Below are 15,642 nucleotides of genomic sequence, written 5' to 3'. Positions count from 1 at the left end.
AATAGAAAACGTTTTATCCAGAGGCTATAATTGAAGATGGTGATGACATGAGCATTACAAAAGGTACGGAGAGCGGGTTCGTAGCAGGTGCTCTGGCGGTTGTTCTCCTTGGGGCCGTTCTAGGAGTCCTGGTATCGCCAATAGGGGTCTTCACAAAGCTGGCATACACACTCTACGACATCGGACTCGTCGGAATTTCCTTCGGACTGCTGAGTGAGGCGATTGAAAGCGAAAAAAGCGACATTCTGAGGGCAGCATTCGCCATTGCCGGTGCGCTTGTTCTTCTCGCGCTGAGGCTTTAACCTTTTAACCTCCCCTTAGGATTCTTTTTGGGTGGGAGAATGAAGGAGGAAATGAGTTCAGTTGATATACGCTATGTCGTTAGGGAACTTCAATGGCTCGTCGGTTCTCGCATTGACAAGGTATACCACGATGGGGACGAGATAAGGATTAAGCTCCGCACGAAGGAGGGAAGGGCCGATTTAATACTTCAAGCCGGAAAGAGGTTTCACCTAACGAGCTACGTCAAGGAGGCCCCCAAACAGCCGTCGGGCTTCACGATGCTCCTCAGGAAGCACCTGGGTGGAGGCTTTATCGATGCAATAGAGCAACACCAGTTCGACAGGATTGTGAAAATCAGGGTTGGCGATTACATCCTCATTGGGGAGCTGTTCAGGAAGGGCAACATCGTCCTCGTTGACTCGCAGAACAGAATTGTCGCCGCCCTAAGATACGAGGAGTACAAGGACAGGGCCATAAAACCCAAAGCCGAGTACAGGTTTCCCCCAGCCCGAGAAAACCCCCTCGAAGTGAGCTTCGAGCGCTTTCTTGAACTTATGAGGGAAAACGAGAAGCTTGAGCTCGTTCGCGCTTTGGCGAGAAAGCTCAATATGGGTGGCCTCTACGCAGAGGAGATTTCGATAAGGGCAGGCTTCGAGAAGACGACTCCAGTTAGGGAGCTCAGAGACGAGGACCTGAGAAAGGTCTACGAGGCGATGATGAAGACCTTCAACGACGAGCCAAGGCCTAACATAGTTTTCAAGGACGGCAACATGCACGATGTAGTGCCTATAGAGCTGAGGGTCTATGATGGACTTGAGAAGAAGTACTTTAAAACCTTCAGCGAGGCCCTCGATGAATACTTCGGCAGGCTCACAATCGAGAAGGCCAAAATTGAGAGGACGAAGAAACTCGAAAGCAAGAAGAGGCAGTTGTTGGCCACGCTGAAAAAGCAGGAAGAGATGCTGAAGGGCTTTGAAAGGGCAATGAACGAGAACCAGGAGATAGGCGACCTCATCTACGCGAACTACGCCCTCATTGAGCGCCTTCTTGAGGAGTTTAGGAGAGCAACTGAAAAGCTCGGGTGGGAGGAGTTCAAAAAGAGAATCGAGGAGGGCAAGAAAGCCGGAAACAGGGTTGCCCAGAGGGTTAAAGGAATTGACGCAAAGGAGAAAGCAGTGACAATAGAGCTCGAGGGGAAGAAGGTAAAGCTCTACCTCAACAAAAGCCTCGGCGAGAACGCCGAACTCTACTACGAGAAGGCCAAGAAGTTCAGGCACAAGTACGAGGGAGCCTTGAAAGCCTACGAGGACACGAAGAGGAAGCTAAACGAAGTAGAAAAGCTAATCGAAGAGGAAATGAAGAAAGAACTCAACGTAAGGAAAATCGAGAGGAGAAGGAAGAAGTGGTTTGAGAAGTTCCGCTGGTTTATCTCAAGCGAAGGTTTTCTGGTTTTAGCGGGCAAAGACGCGAGCACAAACGAAACGCTGGTTAAAAAGCACATGACTGAGAACGACCTCTACTGCCACGCCGATGTGTACGGCGCTCCTCACGTCGTCATTAAGGAGGGCCAAAAAGCTGGAGAAAAGACGATATTCGAAGCCTGTCAGTTCGCAGTCTCGATGAGCAGAGCGTGGAGCCAGGGGCTTTACTCGGCCGATGCCTATTGGGCATATCCAGAGCAAGTGACGAAGCAGGCTCCCAGCGGAGAATACCTAGGCAAAGGAGCCTTTATGGTCTACGGAAAAAGGAACTGGCTGAGGGGGCTCCCTCTGAAGCTGGCAGTGGGGGTCATAAACTACGAGGGCGAGGACTACGTTGTCTGCGCGCCGGTTGAAGCCATCAAGGCCCACACGAAGCACTATATCATCATAAGGCCGGGGAGGCTCAAGAAAGGCGAGCTCGTAAAAAAGATATGGGCAATCCTTGAGAAGTGGGGTTATAAGGTCAAGGAAGAGGACCTGAACGCAGTCCTCCCCCCGGGAGGGGGAGAAATAGTAGAGGTAGTAGACTAGACCAGCTCCTTGCCCGTTCCAGTCATGACGAGCTTGCCGTGCTTCACTCCCTTGAGGCTCAAAAGCCTGTCCGCTATCTCCTTTATCCTGCTCGCCTTGCCCTTTACAAGGACGACTTCCAGACAGTTGTGTTCGTCCATGTGGACGTGAATGCTTGAAATTATCTCCTCAAGGTACTCGTGCTGTAAATCAAGGAGCTCTTTAACGACATCCGCCTCGTCATGGTTGTAGAGCATCGTTATCGTCCCCGCAACTTCTGAATCGCCAGTCTCCCATTCGTGCCTGATTATGAAGTCCCTCATCAGGTCCCTTATCGCTTCGCTCCTGTTAACGTAGCCCTTCCTCTCAATTATCCGGTCGAACTTTTCGAGGAGCTCCTCAGGTACGGAGACACCGAAACGAACAACTTTCATAGCACCACCAACTGAAGTGATGACACGATAGTTATAAATCTGTTCCAAAAGTCTTTTATCCGAACCGGAGTAGGTTCGAGCATGAGGAATGAGCTTTACTCGATAGCGCGGAGGGAGTTCGCTGAAGATTTAATCTTTGAGGTTGGAGAAACCCCCGTTACGCTCTCGATAAAGGGTCTCATCCTAGCGAGGGTCGAGAATGAGGGGTACAACTTCTCGTTCTTCGAGATTACCGAAACCGAGACGGTCCTGGCAGTTCAGATGAAGGGTTTCATAGTCTACATTGCCATCGAGAGCGATGAGGAACTGGATGAAGAAGAGTACGCCGAGGTTGGGAAGACCCTACTCGAACACCTGACTCCGAAGATTGCCCTGCTCATGACGAGGGCCGAGAAACTCTATGACGGAAAGGCCGATATTCTACTCGACGACGGAATGTCGCCAGAACTCAAGGAGTTCTTCTACTCCCTTCTCCTCAGGCACAGGCAGGGGAGGAGTCCCTACGAGCAGACTGAAGTGGCGTGAGGTGTTGGAATGAAGGGAACGCACAGGATTCTGGCAATTGTCATTATCGCGCTCATATCTGTTGGCATTGCAAACTACTCGCCTAAAGGCTGGGAGAGCCGGATGGGAGAAAACGTTGAGCCGGCCAAAAAACCCGCCCTCTGGGGCCTCACCGAACCACCGGTTCTTCAAAACATAAACTGGGAAAGGGAAGGAAACGTCGAGGTAGCGACGCTTCCCAGAAATGCTGGAGGAAAACTCGAAACCCAGCTGAAGGCCCTTGGCTACTACCCCGTTTACGCTAACTGGAGCACCTGCAGGTGGACAATCTGGACAGGAAAGAGAACATACTACGTTGGAGAAACGGGCAGTGAGATTCTAATCGTTAGGGGAAGCCTAGAAGATGTCATTGAGTGGGCCGATGAAAATTCCCATTGCGGAAAGCCTGGCCCGATGACAAAGGTTATCGGCCCCAGTCCGAAAAAGGCGCTCTCCTACACAGTTTCACTCATAGGAGAGGGACTGGAAAAAGACAGCAAAATTGCTGTCCCTTATAAATGGGACGGAAAAATCCCATGGAGCCTGGCAAACTACAGCTTAAGAACAGGCAACGTCAGCATGCTCGTTTTAATCTACGCAACTGAGGAACAGCTCGACTACGCGAGGTCTCTCGTTGAGGGAAAAACACTCTGCACTCATGCCCTCGGTTATTATGCCCTCCTCGTGCTGAATGGACCAGAAGGGGGAGTATCACGGGCTTACAACTCAATTGAGGACACTTTCGAAGTAGGAGGGGCCCCCTGCGGGTGATGGGTATGAAGAAGGTGCTGGCACTCGTTTCAATACTGATTCTGGCGGGATTAATTTACTGGCAGTACTACTACATAAAACCTGTGCCAAAACCTGAAATCTGGGGCTACACTGACCCCCCGAGCCTTGTAAACACAAGCTGGGAAAAGTCAGGTTCTGTTGAAATCCTGAACGAGACTCTAAAGAATGCCGGCGAGTTCTACGGGACGATTCTCAGTCAGCTTTCTCAGATTGGCTACTCAATGGTCTCAGGCAACTGGAGCAAAAAGGACTGCCAGTGGAGCTACTGGACGAGGCTCGATAAGGCTTACTACATAGCCTACAAAGAGAACTCATTCCTGGCAATCCGCGGGAAACCTGAGGACGTTTTGAACGCCACCGATGAGCACTGGCTCTGCGGACGGCCGGGTGATTCAAACCCACTGTCTTCACCAAGTCCATGGAAGGTGGCTGAAGCTATGGCACTTTCGCTCGCGGAGAAGTTCATGAAGAACAACGTGAGCACCTCTCTTACAAACTGGACAGGGCCAACACCGGACTGGTATTTGGCAAAGTTTTCATTCAGTGTAAACATTGGCGACGGCGTTGAAGTTCTCATCCTCGTGTACTCAAGCGAGGACCAAGTCAAGTACGCCGAATACCTCATGAAGAAAAAGGACAGGAGCATCAGGTTCTTGAGGAGTGACGGAGGTGACTATTATACCCTAATAGCCCTCAAGGGCAGGAAGGTCGACGTTAACAGAGCAATTGAAATAATTCAGGAGCCGGGAGAGTGATGTTTTCACTTTTCCTTTTTCAGAACGTTTCAAAACCATCTAAAGCTATAGCATTAGGTTTATAGTTCTTCAAGGCGCAACAACCAATGAGGGCGATGGTTCTCAGGTTACTAGGCTCAATATTACTCTCAGCCCTCCTCTCGTTCACAGCGTGGATAGTCCTTCAGCTCAGCTCAATCTTAGGGCTCGTTCTCTTCGTATCAGCGGTCTTCCTTCCATTGTACATATCCCGGGAATACTACCGTAAAAAACCCCGAACGGTCATTTATCTGACGGCCTCTCTTCTCCTTATACTCCTTATGAGACCTCCACCCGTTACAGGTCCAAACGTCGCTTTCGGCCTTTACTTTGCCACTGGTTGCGGAAACGTTGACACTCCAGAGGGGGATGAAGGATTCACCTGCTCCTGCAACGAGACAATCGCCTACTCAACGGTTCACGTCAGCGGTGTTGCATGGAAATCGAAAATAATTGAACTCCCCATAACAGGTCGTTTCGTAACCGTTTACGAACCCCTAGAAAAGGCCGAAAAATCTTATCGGGAGGCAGTCGAAAGCGTCGAGGGAGAGGGGTATCTTAAGCTTGTGGAGGACTACGGGACGTACTCCCACGTCATAAAAGACGTCCTGTTGTCCAAAGGAAACCAGTGCGTTTACATCGCCGAGACACGGGTTCTCGGTGGGGGTCTCGCCGTTATCTCGGCTAGAGGCCCATGCAGGGGCGTTAAGGAGTTCGCACTCAGATGGCACGACGATTACCTCTGGAACGCTAGCGAGCCCCCGATTTTTATGAGATACCGCTTCAACTGGAGCTCATCAAACGGAGTTAGGGTTGGAAAGTTTACTCCGAAGGACTGGCCGAGCGAGTGGGTCAGGAACACCTACAGGGACATAGCAATAGAGCTCAAGGGAACCGGATACGTGAAAAAGCTCGAAGGAGAAGACGGGGAATGCAAATGGTCCCTCTGGGTAAGAAAAGGGACGTCGCACTACGTTGCAATAGACGGTAAAGAAATCCTTATCCTAAGCGGGAAAACGGAAAACGTTGAGCAAACGGCGGAAAGAATGTCTCCCTGCGGGCTGAAAAACGGCTGGAAAGCCGAAGAATACACACCTGAGAAAGCTCTCAGTCTTGTGTTATCTGAGCTCAACGGGAGCTTTGCCCCCAAACCCGCCGAGCCACCGGTCATGTGGTCCCTTGCCGGGGAGAAATTCACACTGGGCGAAAACACCATCGTGACTCTTCTCGTCTACGGAACGGAGGAACAGTGCAACTACGCCCGCTACCTGCTCGACACCAAGAAAAACACGACGTCAATCTGCCTCAAAAGAGCGGGATACATTGTCACAATGGCAGTCAAAGGGGATGCTAAGGACGTAAGCGTTGTCTTATCATCAATAAAGTGACCAAAAAGAACTTAAGGGGCTTCATCTTCCAAAGGACGATGCACCATGATTGGCAGGAGTGATTGTTTTTGGCTTTGAAAGTTCCCTTCTGAGCTCCAGCGTTAGTTCAGAGTTCATAGGGCGGGATTGCTTTTGGCGCTGAACTAAGGGGGGAGTATTTTTGGCCGGCCCCTTCTAAGATATGAGCGCTTTGGTTTAGCCCACACGCTCATTATTCCCTCAATTTTGGGACTTGTTGAGACGGTTAGTGCTTACTCTCAAGAAAAGGAGGTGGTAGAATGAAAGCCGTTCTGCCGGATTCGAAGATACCAAAGAAGTGGTACAACATACTGCCCGACCTTCCGGAGCCGTTGGCACCGCCCCTCGACCCAGAAACAAATGAGCCTATGAAGCCGGAGAAGCTCCTCAGGATTTTCGCGGCCGAGCTTGTGAAACAGGAGATGAGCAACGAGCGCTACATCGAGATTCCGAAGAAAGTCCGCGAGCTTTACGCCAAGATTGGAAGGCCAACGCCACTCTTCAGGGCCACGAACCTTGAGAAGGCTTTGGACACACCGGCAAGGATATACTTCAAGTACGAAGGGGCGACCGTGACGGGAAGCCACAAGATAAACACGGCATTGGCCCAAGCCTACTACTCCAAGAAGCAGGGGATTGAGAGGCTCGTCACTGAGACCGGAGCAGGCCAGTGGGGCACCGCTTTAAGCTTAGCGGGAGCGCTCCTCGGTTTAAAGGTCAGGGTTTACATGGCCCGCGCCAGCTACCAGCAAAAACCGTATAGGAAGACGATAATGCGCCTCTACGGGGCGGAAATATACCCGAGCCCGAGCGACAGAACCGAAATCGGGCGGAAGTTTTTAGCTCAAGACCCGAACCACCCCGGCGGTCTGGGCATAGCGATAAGCGAGGCCATAGAGGACGTTCTGAAGGATGAAAAGGCCCGCTACGCCCTTGGAAGCGTTCTCAACCACGTGCTCATGCACCAGACTGTTATAGGGCTAGAAGCCAAAGAGCAGATGAAGGAGTTTGAGGAACCTGACGTTATAATCGGTTGCGTAGGCGGTGGAAGCAACTTCGCTGGATTAGCTTATCCCTTCGTGAAAGACGTTTTAGAGAACAAAGCGGACTATGAGTTCATAGCAGTTGAACCGAAAGCTGCTCCCTCGATGACGAGGGGAGTTTACAAGTATGATTTCGGCGATTCAGGGGGCTACACACCGAAGATGAAGATGCACACCCTGGGCCACACCTACTACGTCCCGCCGATTCACGCTGGAGGACTTCGCTATCACGGATTAGCGCCAACGCTGAGCGTTCTCATCAATCACGGGATAGTTAAACCAATAGCGTATCACCAGAATGAGGTCTTCCAGGCGGCCGAGCTGTTCGCGAAGACCGAGGGGATAATCCCCGCTCCGGAGAGTGCCCACGCGATAAAGGGAGCGATAGACAGGGCGCTGAAGGCCAAGGAGGAAGGAAAAGAGGAGGTCATACTCTTCAACCTCAGCGGACACGGACTGCTCGACCTTCAGGGCTACGAGGACTACCTCGACGGAAAGCTTGAGGACTACGAGCCTGACTACTTCCCGGCCCTTGAGGGCTGATTTTCTTCAGTTTTTCAACTTTTGAAGAATCCTCCTTGGATAGAAGTTCAGGCTCGCCCTCGCCTCCGGGATTTCCATGCCAATGTTTATCCCGAGGCTCATCAAGTCCCTCGGCGAGCGGACCTCCCACTTATTTTCAGCCGAGCTGGTGAGAAACCTCGGCACGCGGTACTTTTTAGTTAGCTCCCAGACCTTCATCATGAAGCGCAATGTTAGGGCCCTCTCGTAAGGGTTTGCCCTAAGGAGCGGAGCCAGAGAGAAGCCGATGGCAACACCCCTTCGCGATGCCATTCCGGCCAGAGTGTGATCGAAACCATAGTCCTTTCTTCCGAGCCAGGGGCTTATCAGAGCATCAACCCTCGCCTCGATTGCCGTCCTGTTAATCCTCATGTCACCTCCCTGAACGTAGATTAAAGCCCTGAGGTTTCTGCCCCTTACCTCCCGTATGAGGCTCGGCTTTTTGGTTATGAGAAGGAGCGCGACTTTACCGTAGGTTTTCCTCAGAGCTTTAACCTCCTCCTTGAGGGAAGCCCAGTCAGGCTCCTTTTTGAGAACGAGCTTTTTTGTAAAGACTACCTCATCAAACCACTCGTTGGCCAATTCGTAGGCATCTTCGCTCCTCACGTCCATCTCGACGAAGTAGTCCCTTGAGAAAGAAACCTCCTCCGGCCCTTCGCTCATTCCTCCAGCCACTCCTTCACGGCTTTAACAACCGACTCCTTCCTCATCGGGAAGGCCTTGACCTTTATCCTGACCTGAACAACGTCAGCCCCTTCGTCAACTTTCGCTTCGCCCAGATAGGCCTTCTGCTTGTTAAAGCGAATGTAGAGCATTCCCTCATCATCGACTTTCTCATCAAGGTTTCCAAGAATGTATTTCTTGTCCTCCTCGCTCAGCAATTCCTTGAAGTTTTTGAGGAAGGTTCTTACTGCCTTGCTCCTCTTTATCTCAACGTTGACGACCTTTATCGGGTTGCCAAAGAAACCAGTCGTTTCCTCAACGTCGAAGAGAACGTCGTCCTCGTCAATCTCCTCGGGAATGAAGGTCGCTATCGCCTCAAGGACCTTGTCCTCGTCTTCAGTTGCATGGATGAACGTGGTAAGCCTGACATGGTGCGCCTGAAGCTTCGCCATCTCGCTTCACCGGGATGAATTGGAAAGGAGATTTTAAAAGGTAATCCCATGCCTGTGGGAAATCTTAAATAGTTCTCCCACTAATGTCCTATCGGTGGAAAGTATGCTAACCCAGATTGATTCCAAAGGAAGACTTTACATCCCAAAGGCCATGAGGAAGAACCTTCCAAAGGAGGTATATCTCATTAGGCTCGATGAGGGAATACTGATAGTCCCAAAGCCTGAAAACCCTCTCAAGGAACTCGAGGAGCTCGGGAAGAAACTTCCCGATAAACCCATCAGCGAAATCAGAGAAGAGATACTGAAAGAGGCCACGAAGGAAGTGGAGGGCACAAAATGATATACGCAGACACCGATTTTTTCCTCGCCCTTATGAAGCCGAACGACTGGCTCAAGAAGAACGCAGAGAAAATTCTCAAAAGATATGGCAACCAGATAACGACATCCGAAACAACTTTTCTCGAACTTCTGATAGTGGCCAAAAAGTACAATCTAGACCCAATAAAATTGACCTCTGCGGTTATGGCGCTGACAGGGATAGAGGAGGGCGTCTACCTACAGGTGGCATATTACATGAAAGAACATGGGCTAAACGCTTTCGACGCTTTCCATGCGGCAAAATGCGGAGGCGTTATAATAAGCTCAGACAAAGTCTACGAAAAGATTGGAGTCAAGAGGATAAAGCTAGAAAACCCAGAGGAAACGGAATAAGAAGGGGAAAGGCTCACTTGGTCTTGCCCTTGTTGGCCCTAACGCTGGGCCTGACTTTCTCGGCACCCTTACCCTTGTTCCTCAGACCGCGACCCTTCTTACCGGCGCTGGTGAGGCCTCTAAAGACCCTACCCTTGTGGGGCTTGAGGGCTATCCAGGCTATCTTCGGGTCGCTCTTTATGACCGGGTGGTGCGGGTCAACAAGAATTACCTCAAACCACTTGTACATACCGTCCTCGCCGACCCAGTAGGAGTTGAGGACCTCAAGGTTCGGGAACTTTCTGGCTGCCTTCTCCTCGGCTATCCACTGGAGGCTCTTCTTCGGGCTGTATTTCACCATACCCATCTTGCTCGGCTTCCTTCCGCCCTTCCACCTGGGCCTCTTCCTTCCCCCGCGCCTCACGCGAACGCGAACAAGGACGTAGCCCTGCTTGGCCTGATAACCGAGGGAGCGGGCCCTGTCGAGTCTCGTCGGCCTCTCGATTCTCTTAACTACCGGGTCCCTCCTCCACTGAACCATCCTCTTCTTGAGGAGCTCCCCAACGTAGCTCTTCTTGGGGCTCTTCCATGCTTCCCTAATGTACTTGTACATCCCCATCTTGCTCACCTTCCTCGTTTGTGGTTCCCCCTTCCGGGGACATCCCACGGGCGAACCCGCCTAGTCGGTCGAGTTTCGAAGGTTGGTTTTTAAGGGTTGCGGAGAAGTTGGAACGATGAGGGGAAAAAGGCTGAAACTCCTGCTGGCGTTCCTCGTGGTTTACCTCTCCTGGGATGCCTACGCGCTGATTTACCCCCTTATTGGAAGGTGGAGCGTGAACGTTCTCTCATATTTCCTCAAGCTCCCGCTGACGTCTTATCGCTTTGAGTACTCCGTAGTTAGCTGGACAGTCTCCAATGAGCCGGTTCACAGGGTTATGAGGGCCGTTTACAAAGCCGGCTTCGTCGGGAGCTTCTGGCTTCCGGCAATCTACTTCACACTAACAGACGAGAAGCGGGCGAAAAGACTTTTCAGGAGGTTTGCACTGGGCTTTGGTCTGCTCGCCCTTTCGTTTGCCCTCTTCCACGTTTATGCCCCCCACGTGGTTTACACACTTCCGGAGCACTACGCGCCCAACGACTGGACGGCGAGACCCGAGTTCGTCTTTCCGTCACCCCACTGCACACTGGCCTTCATCAGTCTGCTCTCAGTTCTAGAGGAAAGGAAAAGGGAAACCCTTTTGTTGGCCCTCTTCCTTGCCCTTGTTCCTGTTTCAACAGTTCTCCTAGGAGAGCACTGGGTCTGGGACGTTCTGGCGGGTTTTATGGTAGCACTCCTCGCGGTAAGGCTTGAGAAAAGGGTTTAAGCCATGCCGGAAAACTGTTCCCGGTGGTGGCATGAGGGTCGAAAAACTCGCGGAGCTGATGAAAAAGAGGGGCTTCGATGGGGCATTGATAAGCCCAGGCTCGAACTTCTACTACCTCACGGGCATAAGGATACACGAAGCGGGCGAGAGGCCCACTCTTCTGGCCGTAAACCCTGAAGGGGACTTCCGGATTCTCGCGCCGAGCCTCTACGAGAACGTTATCCAGAATGCTCCTGTTATGTTCTGGCGGGACGGCGAGAACCCCTACGCGAAGCTCGCAACGATTGCCCACGAGCTGGGTATAAGCGATGGGAAAGTACTAATAGAGAACACCATGAGAGCGGATTGGCTGATAGAGCTCAGCAGGACGATTAGGATGAACCCCTACCCTTTAAGCCTTGTCATGAGGGAGCTCAGGATAAGGAAAGATAGGGACGAGATAAGGCTAATGGAAAAAGCTGCAAAGGTTGTTGATGACGTTTTCGAGGAAATTCTGAGCTGGGATTTGGTCGGAATGAAGGAAAGGGAACTCGCCCTGAGGATAGAAATCGAGATTAGGGAGCGCTCCGACGGGATTTCCTTCGAGCCGATAGTGGCGAGCGGTGAAAACGGGGCCAATCCCCACCACGAACCCAGCGAGAGGAAGTTGGGGAAGGGGGACATGGTGATACTCGACTACGGGGCGAAGTGGAAGGGCTACTGCTCCGACATAACGAGGACGATAGCCCTGGGAGAGCCCGATGAGAGACTCGTCAGGATTTACGAAGTTGTCTGGGAGGCACAGGAGAGGGCATTTCAGGCCGTAAGGGAAGGCATTCAAGCTGGAGAGATAGACGCGATGGCGAGAAAAACGATAGAGGAAGCCGGCTATGGGAAATACTTTACCCACAGAACAGGCCATGGACTAGGCTTGGATGTCCACGAGGAGCCCTACATAGGTCCCGGAGAAGAGACCGTTCTCGAAAACGGCATGACCTTCACGATAGAGCCTGGAATTTACGTTCCCGGCCTTGGCGGTGTGAGGATAGAGGACGACGTTGTCGTGGAGAGAAGGGGGAGAAAGCTAACGAAGGCCGAGAGAGAGCTAATCATCCTCTAAACGGAAGGAGAATAGTCTTTCCACGTCCTCTCTTAGTTCCCTAGCTTTTCCATTCATGACAACTTTTCCGCCCCCAATGACTAGAACCTCATCCGCCAAATCGTAGAGGGGCTCCCAGATGTGGCTCACTATTACAAAGTTTTTGCTCTCTCTGAGGCCCCTTAGGATTTTGACGACCTTCCGAATCTGGTCGAAATCGAGGTTGGCCAGAGGCTCGTCAAGGATTACCAGTCTAGGGTTTCCGACGAAGGCCTGTGCTATGGCCAGCCTTTTGCGCATTCCGGACGAGTAGTTTCTGATTGTCTCGTCCAGGTAATCTATGCCGAAAAGTTTGGCAACGTGCTCGGCCTCGTCTTTTTCGTAACCCTTCGCCCTAGCTAGAAATTCAAGCCACTCCCTCCCCGTGATTAGGGATGGCATCGAGGGTGGGTCAAAGGAGATCCCCATAGTCCTCTTTATCCCCTCGTCGCTCCATGGGTCCTTACCAAAGACCCTGACAATCCCAGAGGTGGGCCTATAAACACCCGCAACAATTTTGAGAAAAGTGCTTTTGCCACCACCGTTGGGACCCAAAATTAGAATTACACCCTCCTTTATCTCAACGTTAATGCCATCGAGGGCAACTATGCTACCAAAGCGCTTAACGAGGTCCTTTGTCTCTATCATCTCCTCCCCCTCCGGAGAACGGCAAAGAGAATTGAACCGAAGATTCCGGTTAAGAGATACGCATCCTGGACTCTCCTAGTTGGATAGGGTCTTTTGAACCGTATGAGGCACTGGGTTTCGCCACTTCCATTATAAACCACCGCATAGTTCCCCTCGTGGGGAACCACGAACTCGGCTGAAAACATGCCAACAAAGGAGAAGTTAGCCAGGGGTTCTTTTTTGAGGGAATCAACGATGTAAACTTCTCCAGAGCCAGATGTGCACGTTATCTCGGCCAGAGCCTTCGAGGGAAAGTAGAAGTCAACGTAACTCAATCTCGTTGGGGTGGAGGGTGTTAACGAGTGGGGACCAATGAAGTGCTCCGTCCCCGAAAACTCCCGATAGTCAAGATAAGCCAGACCCGGGAGGAGAAGTAGAAAGAGGAATACCACCAGTGCGAGCCTCACAGGACATCCCTCCTTTCGGAAACGATTGCACCGAGTAGAGCAAGTATTAGTGGGAGAAGGACTCCGTGAAGGACGACCGACGAATTTGAGAGGGCAGGGTTGAGCTCAGTGGCCCGAATGAAGAGGCTGAAGGGGGGCAATTTACCCCCGCCGATGGCTGTGGATAGGTGGACGATTAGGTAGCTTCCGATGAGAGTCGGAAACATTCCAGCCAAGACTGTGGAGAGAAAAGCCGTTAGCGTGGCCACGTAAACCAGCGCAAGGGTTATCAAGAGGAGAGTTTTGAAGAAGGCCCCATCGAGCATAAGGGGAACGTAACCGGCAACGGTGGCGCTTGAAAGGAACACAGAAAGGAACAGGAGGAGGTAGAGCATCAGGACAGTAAGAAGGAGGAGAGAAACCAGCTTTGCAAGGAAGATTTTGGACTTCCTATGGGGGAGGGTATAGAGCGTGAGCGCGTAGCCAGTGTCCCTATCGTGTCTAAAAATCAGTGTTCCCAGGAGAATTACTAGAAATGAATAAACCGAAAAGCCAGCTCGCGGGAGGGATTTAAGCACGTGCCAGAAGGCGTTACCTTCAGGGGAAAACGAAAATGACCCGATTGGCGTCGTTGAGGAGATGACGTGCACCTTAGAGTACGGGATTAGATAAGCCGAATGAACCGAGATGAACCCCATCACGAGCCCGGCAAAAAACGTCATCACAACGAGTGGCCGGTTGAGCTCCCACGAAATCAAAGCCCTCATAGACTCACCTCCAGACTGAAACCACAATCGTACCCGTAACCGCGAGCAGATAAACGTAGAGGAGGGGTGAGGTGGAAGTCTCATAGGGGACTTTCCTCCCAAAGGTTTCGGCGTTGGTGTCCGTGAGGAGAAGCCCGCCAAGCTTTAAGCCATCCCCCTCCGGGAAAACCATGGTTGAACCCATGAAGGCCGCAAAACCGCAGGCCTGAAAGTCCGCCCATCCAACGCCCAGGAAGGACAGCAGAAAACCAGTTGATGGGTCGTAAAACGCTATCGCCTTCCCACCGACGTGGAGGGCATCGCCCATTTCAACGTTGAAGGGGCTGGTCATAAGGATAACCGTTGGGGGCTTGAATGGGCGGTAGAAAGTGAGAAGGGTCTCGTTCAAAGTTTCGATTCTTGAAAGTGTAACGTTCAACCCAGCAGGGCTCGTGAAGAGATAGTCCCCCGGTTTGAGTCGCGGATTGTACCAGAGAAGAGTCTTACCGTACCGATTTCCCGCCATATCATAGACGTAACCCGTTGTAAGGTTCACGCGGTAAATGCCCCGTAGTTGAAGGCGTTTCAGGTAAACCAGAGATTGGTTCTCGAAGGTATCAACGCTGACAACATCCCCCTCGTTCCAGAAGGGAGTAACGTTTCCAAGGGTCCTAACAACGGCTTTTTCTCCCGAAACTCTCAGCTCAATCGTGGCCAGGTCCTTGGAAACGTTGAGAATCAGAAACGTCACAACAACGTTGCCCCTGTAGTAGATTCCAGCGGGCTCACCGCTCACGTTGTACACAACCACAAGGACAGCTGGCGCATGGGGAGCGGTCCAGTTAAAGGTGGCGTTTGAAATTGCCGAATATGTGAAATAAACTCCCGGCTTGACCCACTGGGGAACGTAGTGGCCAGCGTCCGCAAATCCCAGTGAGTAGGGAAGGAATAAAGGGAACAGGAGAAGGAGAAGAACTCCCCGCCTCACCCAAGGGACACCTCCGCAAAGGCGTGCCAGGTTCTGCCCAATCCGGTTCCCCAGGCTTCCGCTGAGGCTCCGTGCCAGTCCTTGGAATAGTACCTACAGCAGAAGACTGGAACGAGGGCACCTGAAACGTCTCCGGAGTCAAAGCCGGCCCAGGTCAAGTGGGGGTCTGTGGTACAGGGGTACGTTATGAAGGACGCCCTCACCTCAGCATAGATACCTGCGAGTGTCACGACCTTACCATCCTTCTCGACGCTGACGCTGTCCTGGTCCCAATCCATCTTGCGGATGTAGCAGGAGGGATTTATTGAGTCAACGCTGACATCCCCGGCCTTTGGCTGTCCCGCTAGAACTACCGAGGTGCTTACAAACACCAACAGAAAGACAAGTATTGTCGAAACCACTTTCCTTCCCATCGTCCCCCCCCAACATGGGAGTCATTTATTACAACTTATAATTAAGTATAAAAAGATTTCGCTGGAAACTTGAATTTAATTTAACAGGATTGAATGGCCACGAGTCGTCCAGATTGTCCACGCCCAAAAATTCGCTCGTTGGTTCCACAAAACCCAGAACGCCCAAAAACCTTAAATACTTAAAGCCGTTACTCGCTCCGATGCCGATGAGGGGGGAGTGTCTTCTCCGCTGGCACTCAAATGCCTAATTTCACCGATAACCCCCCTATTCGTGACTCTCTTCTGGGAAAATTAAAGACAATAAGGAGGTT

General features: G+C 51.7%; 20 protein-coding genes. 11 read left to right on the top strand and 9 right to left on the bottom strand.

Features of this window, described 5'->3' with window-relative positions; all coding sequences use genetic code 11:
• Nucleotides 1-47: 47 nt before the first annotated feature.
• Both F7B33_RS08655 and rqcH read left to right on the top strand, forming a co-directional pair.
• Nucleotides 48-302, top strand: a complete 255-nt coding sequence (locus tag F7B33_RS08655) for a hypothetical protein (protein WP_297065699.1) — start codon at nucleotides 48-50, stop codon at nucleotides 300-302.
• A 39-nt stretch (nucleotides 303-341) separates the two neighbouring features.
• A complete protein-coding gene (gene rqcH, locus F7B33_RS08650; RefSeq protein ID WP_297074155.1) occupies nucleotides 342-2,294 on the top strand; it encodes a ribosome rescue protein RqcH in 1,953 nt (650 codons plus the stop codon).
• Here rqcH and nikR read toward each other — a convergent pair.
• Nucleotides 2,291-2,707 carry a nickel-responsive transcriptional regulator NikR gene (gene nikR, locus F7B33_RS08645; RefSeq protein WP_297065704.1) on the bottom strand — a complete coding sequence of 139 codons (417 nt, stop codon included), beginning with the start codon at nucleotides 2,705-2,707 and terminating at the stop codon, nucleotides 2,291-2,293. The genes rqcH and nikR overlap by 4 nt on opposite strands.
• Before the next feature lie 81 nt (nucleotides 2,708-2,788).
• Between nikR and F7B33_RS08640 the strand changes: the two genes are divergently transcribed.
• The 5 genes from F7B33_RS08640 to F7B33_RS08620 all read left to right on the top strand — a co-directional run bounded on the left by F7B33_RS08640 (nucleotide 2,789) and on the right by F7B33_RS08620 (nucleotide 7,807).
• Entirely contained in the window at nucleotides 2,789-3,232 is a 444-nt protein-coding gene (locus tag F7B33_RS08640; RefSeq protein ID WP_297074154.1) for a hypothetical protein, read from the top strand.
• 9 nt (nucleotides 3,233-3,241) lie between these two features.
• Nucleotides 3,242-4,021, top strand: coding sequence for a hypothetical protein (locus F7B33_RS08635; protein ID WP_297074153.1), 780 nt, complete (start codon nucleotides 3,242-3,244; stop codon nucleotides 4,019-4,021).
• A complete protein-coding gene (locus tag F7B33_RS08630; protein WP_297065712.1) occupies nucleotides 4,021-4,797 on the top strand; it encodes a hypothetical protein in 777 nt (258 codons plus the stop codon). Before F7B33_RS08635 ends, F7B33_RS08630 begins: the two co-directional genes overlap by 1 nt.
• Before the next feature lie 86 nt (nucleotides 4,798-4,883).
• Complete coding sequence (locus tag F7B33_RS08625; protein WP_297074152.1) at nucleotides 4,884-6,203, top strand: hypothetical protein; 1,320 nt, start codon at nucleotides 4,884-4,886, stop codon at nucleotides 6,201-6,203.
• Between the two features lie 278 nt (nucleotides 6,204-6,481).
• Nucleotides 6,482-7,807, top strand: coding sequence for a TrpB-like pyridoxal phosphate-dependent enzyme (locus tag F7B33_RS08620; RefSeq protein ID WP_297074151.1), 1,326 nt, complete (start codon nucleotides 6,482-6,484; stop codon nucleotides 7,805-7,807).
• Nucleotides 7,808-7,813: 6 nt separating this feature from the next.
• Here the strand turns inward: F7B33_RS08620 and F7B33_RS08615 are convergent, their stop codons facing one another.
• On the bottom strand, nucleotides 7,814-8,488 hold the full coding sequence (locus tag F7B33_RS08615) for a Ribonuclease P protein component 3 (RefSeq protein WP_297074188.1): 675 nt from the start codon (nucleotides 8,486-8,488) through the stop codon (nucleotides 7,814-7,816).
• A complete protein-coding gene (locus F7B33_RS08610; protein ID WP_297074149.1) occupies nucleotides 8,485-8,940 on the bottom strand; it encodes an RNA-binding protein in 456 nt (151 codons plus the stop codon). The genes F7B33_RS08615 and F7B33_RS08610 overlap by 4 nt, the downstream gene beginning before the upstream one ends.
• A 103-nt stretch (nucleotides 8,941-9,043) precedes the next feature.
• Here F7B33_RS08610 and F7B33_RS08605 point away from each other — a divergent pair, with 103 nt between their 5' ends.
• Together F7B33_RS08605 and F7B33_RS08600 are read left to right on the top strand one after the other, a co-directional pair.
• The gene (locus F7B33_RS08605; RefSeq protein ID WP_297065740.1) at nucleotides 9,044-9,280 is read left to right on the top strand and encodes an AbrB family transcriptional regulator; all 237 of its coding nucleotides are present in this window, start codon (nucleotides 9,044-9,046) and stop codon (nucleotides 9,278-9,280) included.
• Nucleotides 9,277-9,651, top strand: coding sequence for a PIN domain-containing protein (locus F7B33_RS08600; protein ID WP_297065723.1), 375 nt, complete (start codon nucleotides 9,277-9,279; stop codon nucleotides 9,649-9,651). Before F7B33_RS08605 ends, F7B33_RS08600 begins: the two co-directional genes overlap by 4 nt.
• Before the next feature lie 13 nt (nucleotides 9,652-9,664).
• On the opposite strand, the gene F7B33_RS08595 is transcribed toward F7B33_RS08600, so the two are convergent.
• Nucleotides 9,665-10,249, bottom strand: a complete 585-nt coding sequence (locus tag F7B33_RS08595; protein WP_297065726.1) for a 50S ribosomal protein L15e — start codon at nucleotides 10,247-10,249, stop codon at nucleotides 9,665-9,667.
• Nucleotides 10,250-10,364: 115 nt separating this feature from the next.
• Between F7B33_RS08595 and F7B33_RS08590 the strand changes: the two genes are divergently transcribed.
• Entirely contained in the window at nucleotides 10,365-10,994 is a 630-nt protein-coding gene (locus F7B33_RS08590) for a phosphatase PAP2 family protein (RefSeq protein ID WP_297074147.1), read from the top strand.
• A 31-nt stretch (nucleotides 10,995-11,025) separates the two neighbouring features.
• Nucleotides 11,026-12,093, top strand: coding sequence for an aminopeptidase P family protein (locus F7B33_RS08585; protein WP_297074146.1), 1,068 nt, complete (start codon nucleotides 11,026-11,028; stop codon nucleotides 12,091-12,093).
• Here F7B33_RS08585 and F7B33_RS08580 read toward each other — a convergent pair.
• The 5 genes from F7B33_RS08580 to F7B33_RS08560 are packed head-to-tail and all read right to left on the bottom strand — an operon-like array spanning nucleotide 12,079 to nucleotide 15,331.
• Nucleotides 12,079-12,759, bottom strand: coding sequence for an ABC transporter ATP-binding protein (locus F7B33_RS08580; RefSeq protein WP_297074144.1), 681 nt, complete (start codon nucleotides 12,757-12,759; stop codon nucleotides 12,079-12,081). The two genes, F7B33_RS08585 and F7B33_RS08580, sit on opposite strands and share 15 nt — an antisense overlap.
• Entirely contained in the window at nucleotides 12,756-13,205 is a 450-nt protein-coding gene (locus tag F7B33_RS08575) for a hypothetical protein (protein ID WP_297074143.1), read from the bottom strand. Before F7B33_RS08575 ends, F7B33_RS08580 begins: the two co-directional genes overlap by 4 nt.
• Complete coding sequence (locus F7B33_RS08570; RefSeq protein WP_297074142.1) at nucleotides 13,202-13,951, bottom strand: hypothetical protein; 750 nt, start codon at nucleotides 13,949-13,951, stop codon at nucleotides 13,202-13,204. The genes F7B33_RS08575 and F7B33_RS08570 overlap by 4 nt, the downstream gene beginning before the upstream one ends.
• A 4-nt stretch (nucleotides 13,952-13,955) precedes the next feature.
• A complete protein-coding gene (locus tag F7B33_RS08565) occupies nucleotides 13,956-14,918 on the bottom strand; it encodes a hypothetical protein (protein WP_297074140.1) in 963 nt (320 codons plus the stop codon).
• Complete coding sequence (locus tag F7B33_RS08560) at nucleotides 14,915-15,331, bottom strand: hypothetical protein (protein WP_297074139.1); 417 nt, start codon at nucleotides 15,329-15,331, stop codon at nucleotides 14,915-14,917. The genes F7B33_RS08565 and F7B33_RS08560 overlap by 4 nt, the downstream gene beginning before the upstream one ends.
• Nucleotides 15,332-15,642 lie beyond the last annotated feature (311 nt).

The sequence above is a fragment of the Thermococcus sp. genome, from assembly GCF_015523185.1.
Classification (GTDB): domain Archaea; phylum Methanobacteriota_B; class Thermococci; order Thermococcales; family Thermococcaceae; genus Thermococcus.
The sequence above is the reverse complement of the archived record's forward strand: the minus strand, read 5'-3'. Positions and strand labels throughout refer to the sequence as shown.

Excerpts from the sequence above, each read along its gene's own strand:
- F7B33_RS08655 (WP_297065699.1), top strand. The coding sequence starts at position 48 with ATGAGCATTACAAAAGGTACGGAGAGCGGGTTCGTAGCAGGTGCTCTG.
- rqcH (WP_297074155.1), top strand. The coding sequence starts at position 342 with ATGAAGGAGGAAATGAGTTCAGTTGATATACGCTATGTCGTTAGGGAA.
- nikR (WP_297065704.1), bottom strand. The coding sequence starts at position 2,707 with ATGAAAGTTGTTCGTTTCGGTGTCTCCGTACCTGAGGAGCTCCTCGAA.
- F7B33_RS08640 (WP_297074154.1), top strand. The coding sequence starts at position 2,789 with ATGAGGAATGAGCTTTACTCGATAGCGCGGAGGGAGTTCGCTGAAGAT.
- F7B33_RS08635 (WP_297074153.1), top strand. The coding sequence starts at position 3,242 with ATGAAGGGAACGCACAGGATTCTGGCAATTGTCATTATCGCGCTCATA.
- F7B33_RS08630 (WP_297065712.1), top strand. The coding sequence starts at position 4,021 with ATGGGTATGAAGAAGGTGCTGGCACTCGTTTCAATACTGATTCTGGCG.
- F7B33_RS08625 (WP_297074152.1), top strand. The coding sequence starts at position 4,884 with ATGAGGGCGATGGTTCTCAGGTTACTAGGCTCAATATTACTCTCAGCC.
- F7B33_RS08620 (WP_297074151.1), top strand. The coding sequence starts at position 6,482 with ATGAAAGCCGTTCTGCCGGATTCGAAGATACCAAAGAAGTGGTACAAC.
- F7B33_RS08615 (WP_297074188.1), bottom strand. The coding sequence starts at position 8,488 with ATGAGCGAAGGGCCGGAGGAGGTTTCTTTCTCAAGGGACTACTTCGTC.
- F7B33_RS08610 (WP_297074149.1), bottom strand. The coding sequence starts at position 8,940 with ATGGCGAAGCTTCAGGCGCACCATGTCAGGCTTACCACGTTCATCCAT.
- F7B33_RS08605 (WP_297065740.1), top strand. The coding sequence starts at position 9,044 with ATGCTAACCCAGATTGATTCCAAAGGAAGACTTTACATCCCAAAGGCC.
- F7B33_RS08600 (WP_297065723.1), top strand. The coding sequence starts at position 9,277 with ATGATATACGCAGACACCGATTTTTTCCTCGCCCTTATGAAGCCGAAC.
- F7B33_RS08595 (WP_297065726.1), bottom strand. The coding sequence starts at position 10,249 with ATGGGGATGTACAAGTACATTAGGGAAGCATGGAAGAGCCCCAAGAAG.
- F7B33_RS08590 (WP_297074147.1), top strand. The coding sequence starts at position 10,365 with ATGAGGGGAAAAAGGCTGAAACTCCTGCTGGCGTTCCTCGTGGTTTAC.
- F7B33_RS08585 (WP_297074146.1), top strand. The coding sequence starts at position 11,026 with ATGAGGGTCGAAAAACTCGCGGAGCTGATGAAAAAGAGGGGCTTCGAT.
- F7B33_RS08580 (WP_297074144.1), bottom strand. The coding sequence starts at position 12,759 with ATGATAGAGACAAAGGACCTCGTTAAGCGCTTTGGTAGCATAGTTGCC.
- F7B33_RS08570 (WP_297074142.1), bottom strand. The coding sequence starts at position 13,951 with ATGAGGGCTTTGATTTCGTGGGAGCTCAACCGGCCACTCGTTGTGATG.
- F7B33_RS08560 (WP_297074139.1), bottom strand. The coding sequence starts at position 15,331 with ATGGGAAGGAAAGTGGTTTCGACAATACTTGTCTTTCTGTTGGTGTTT.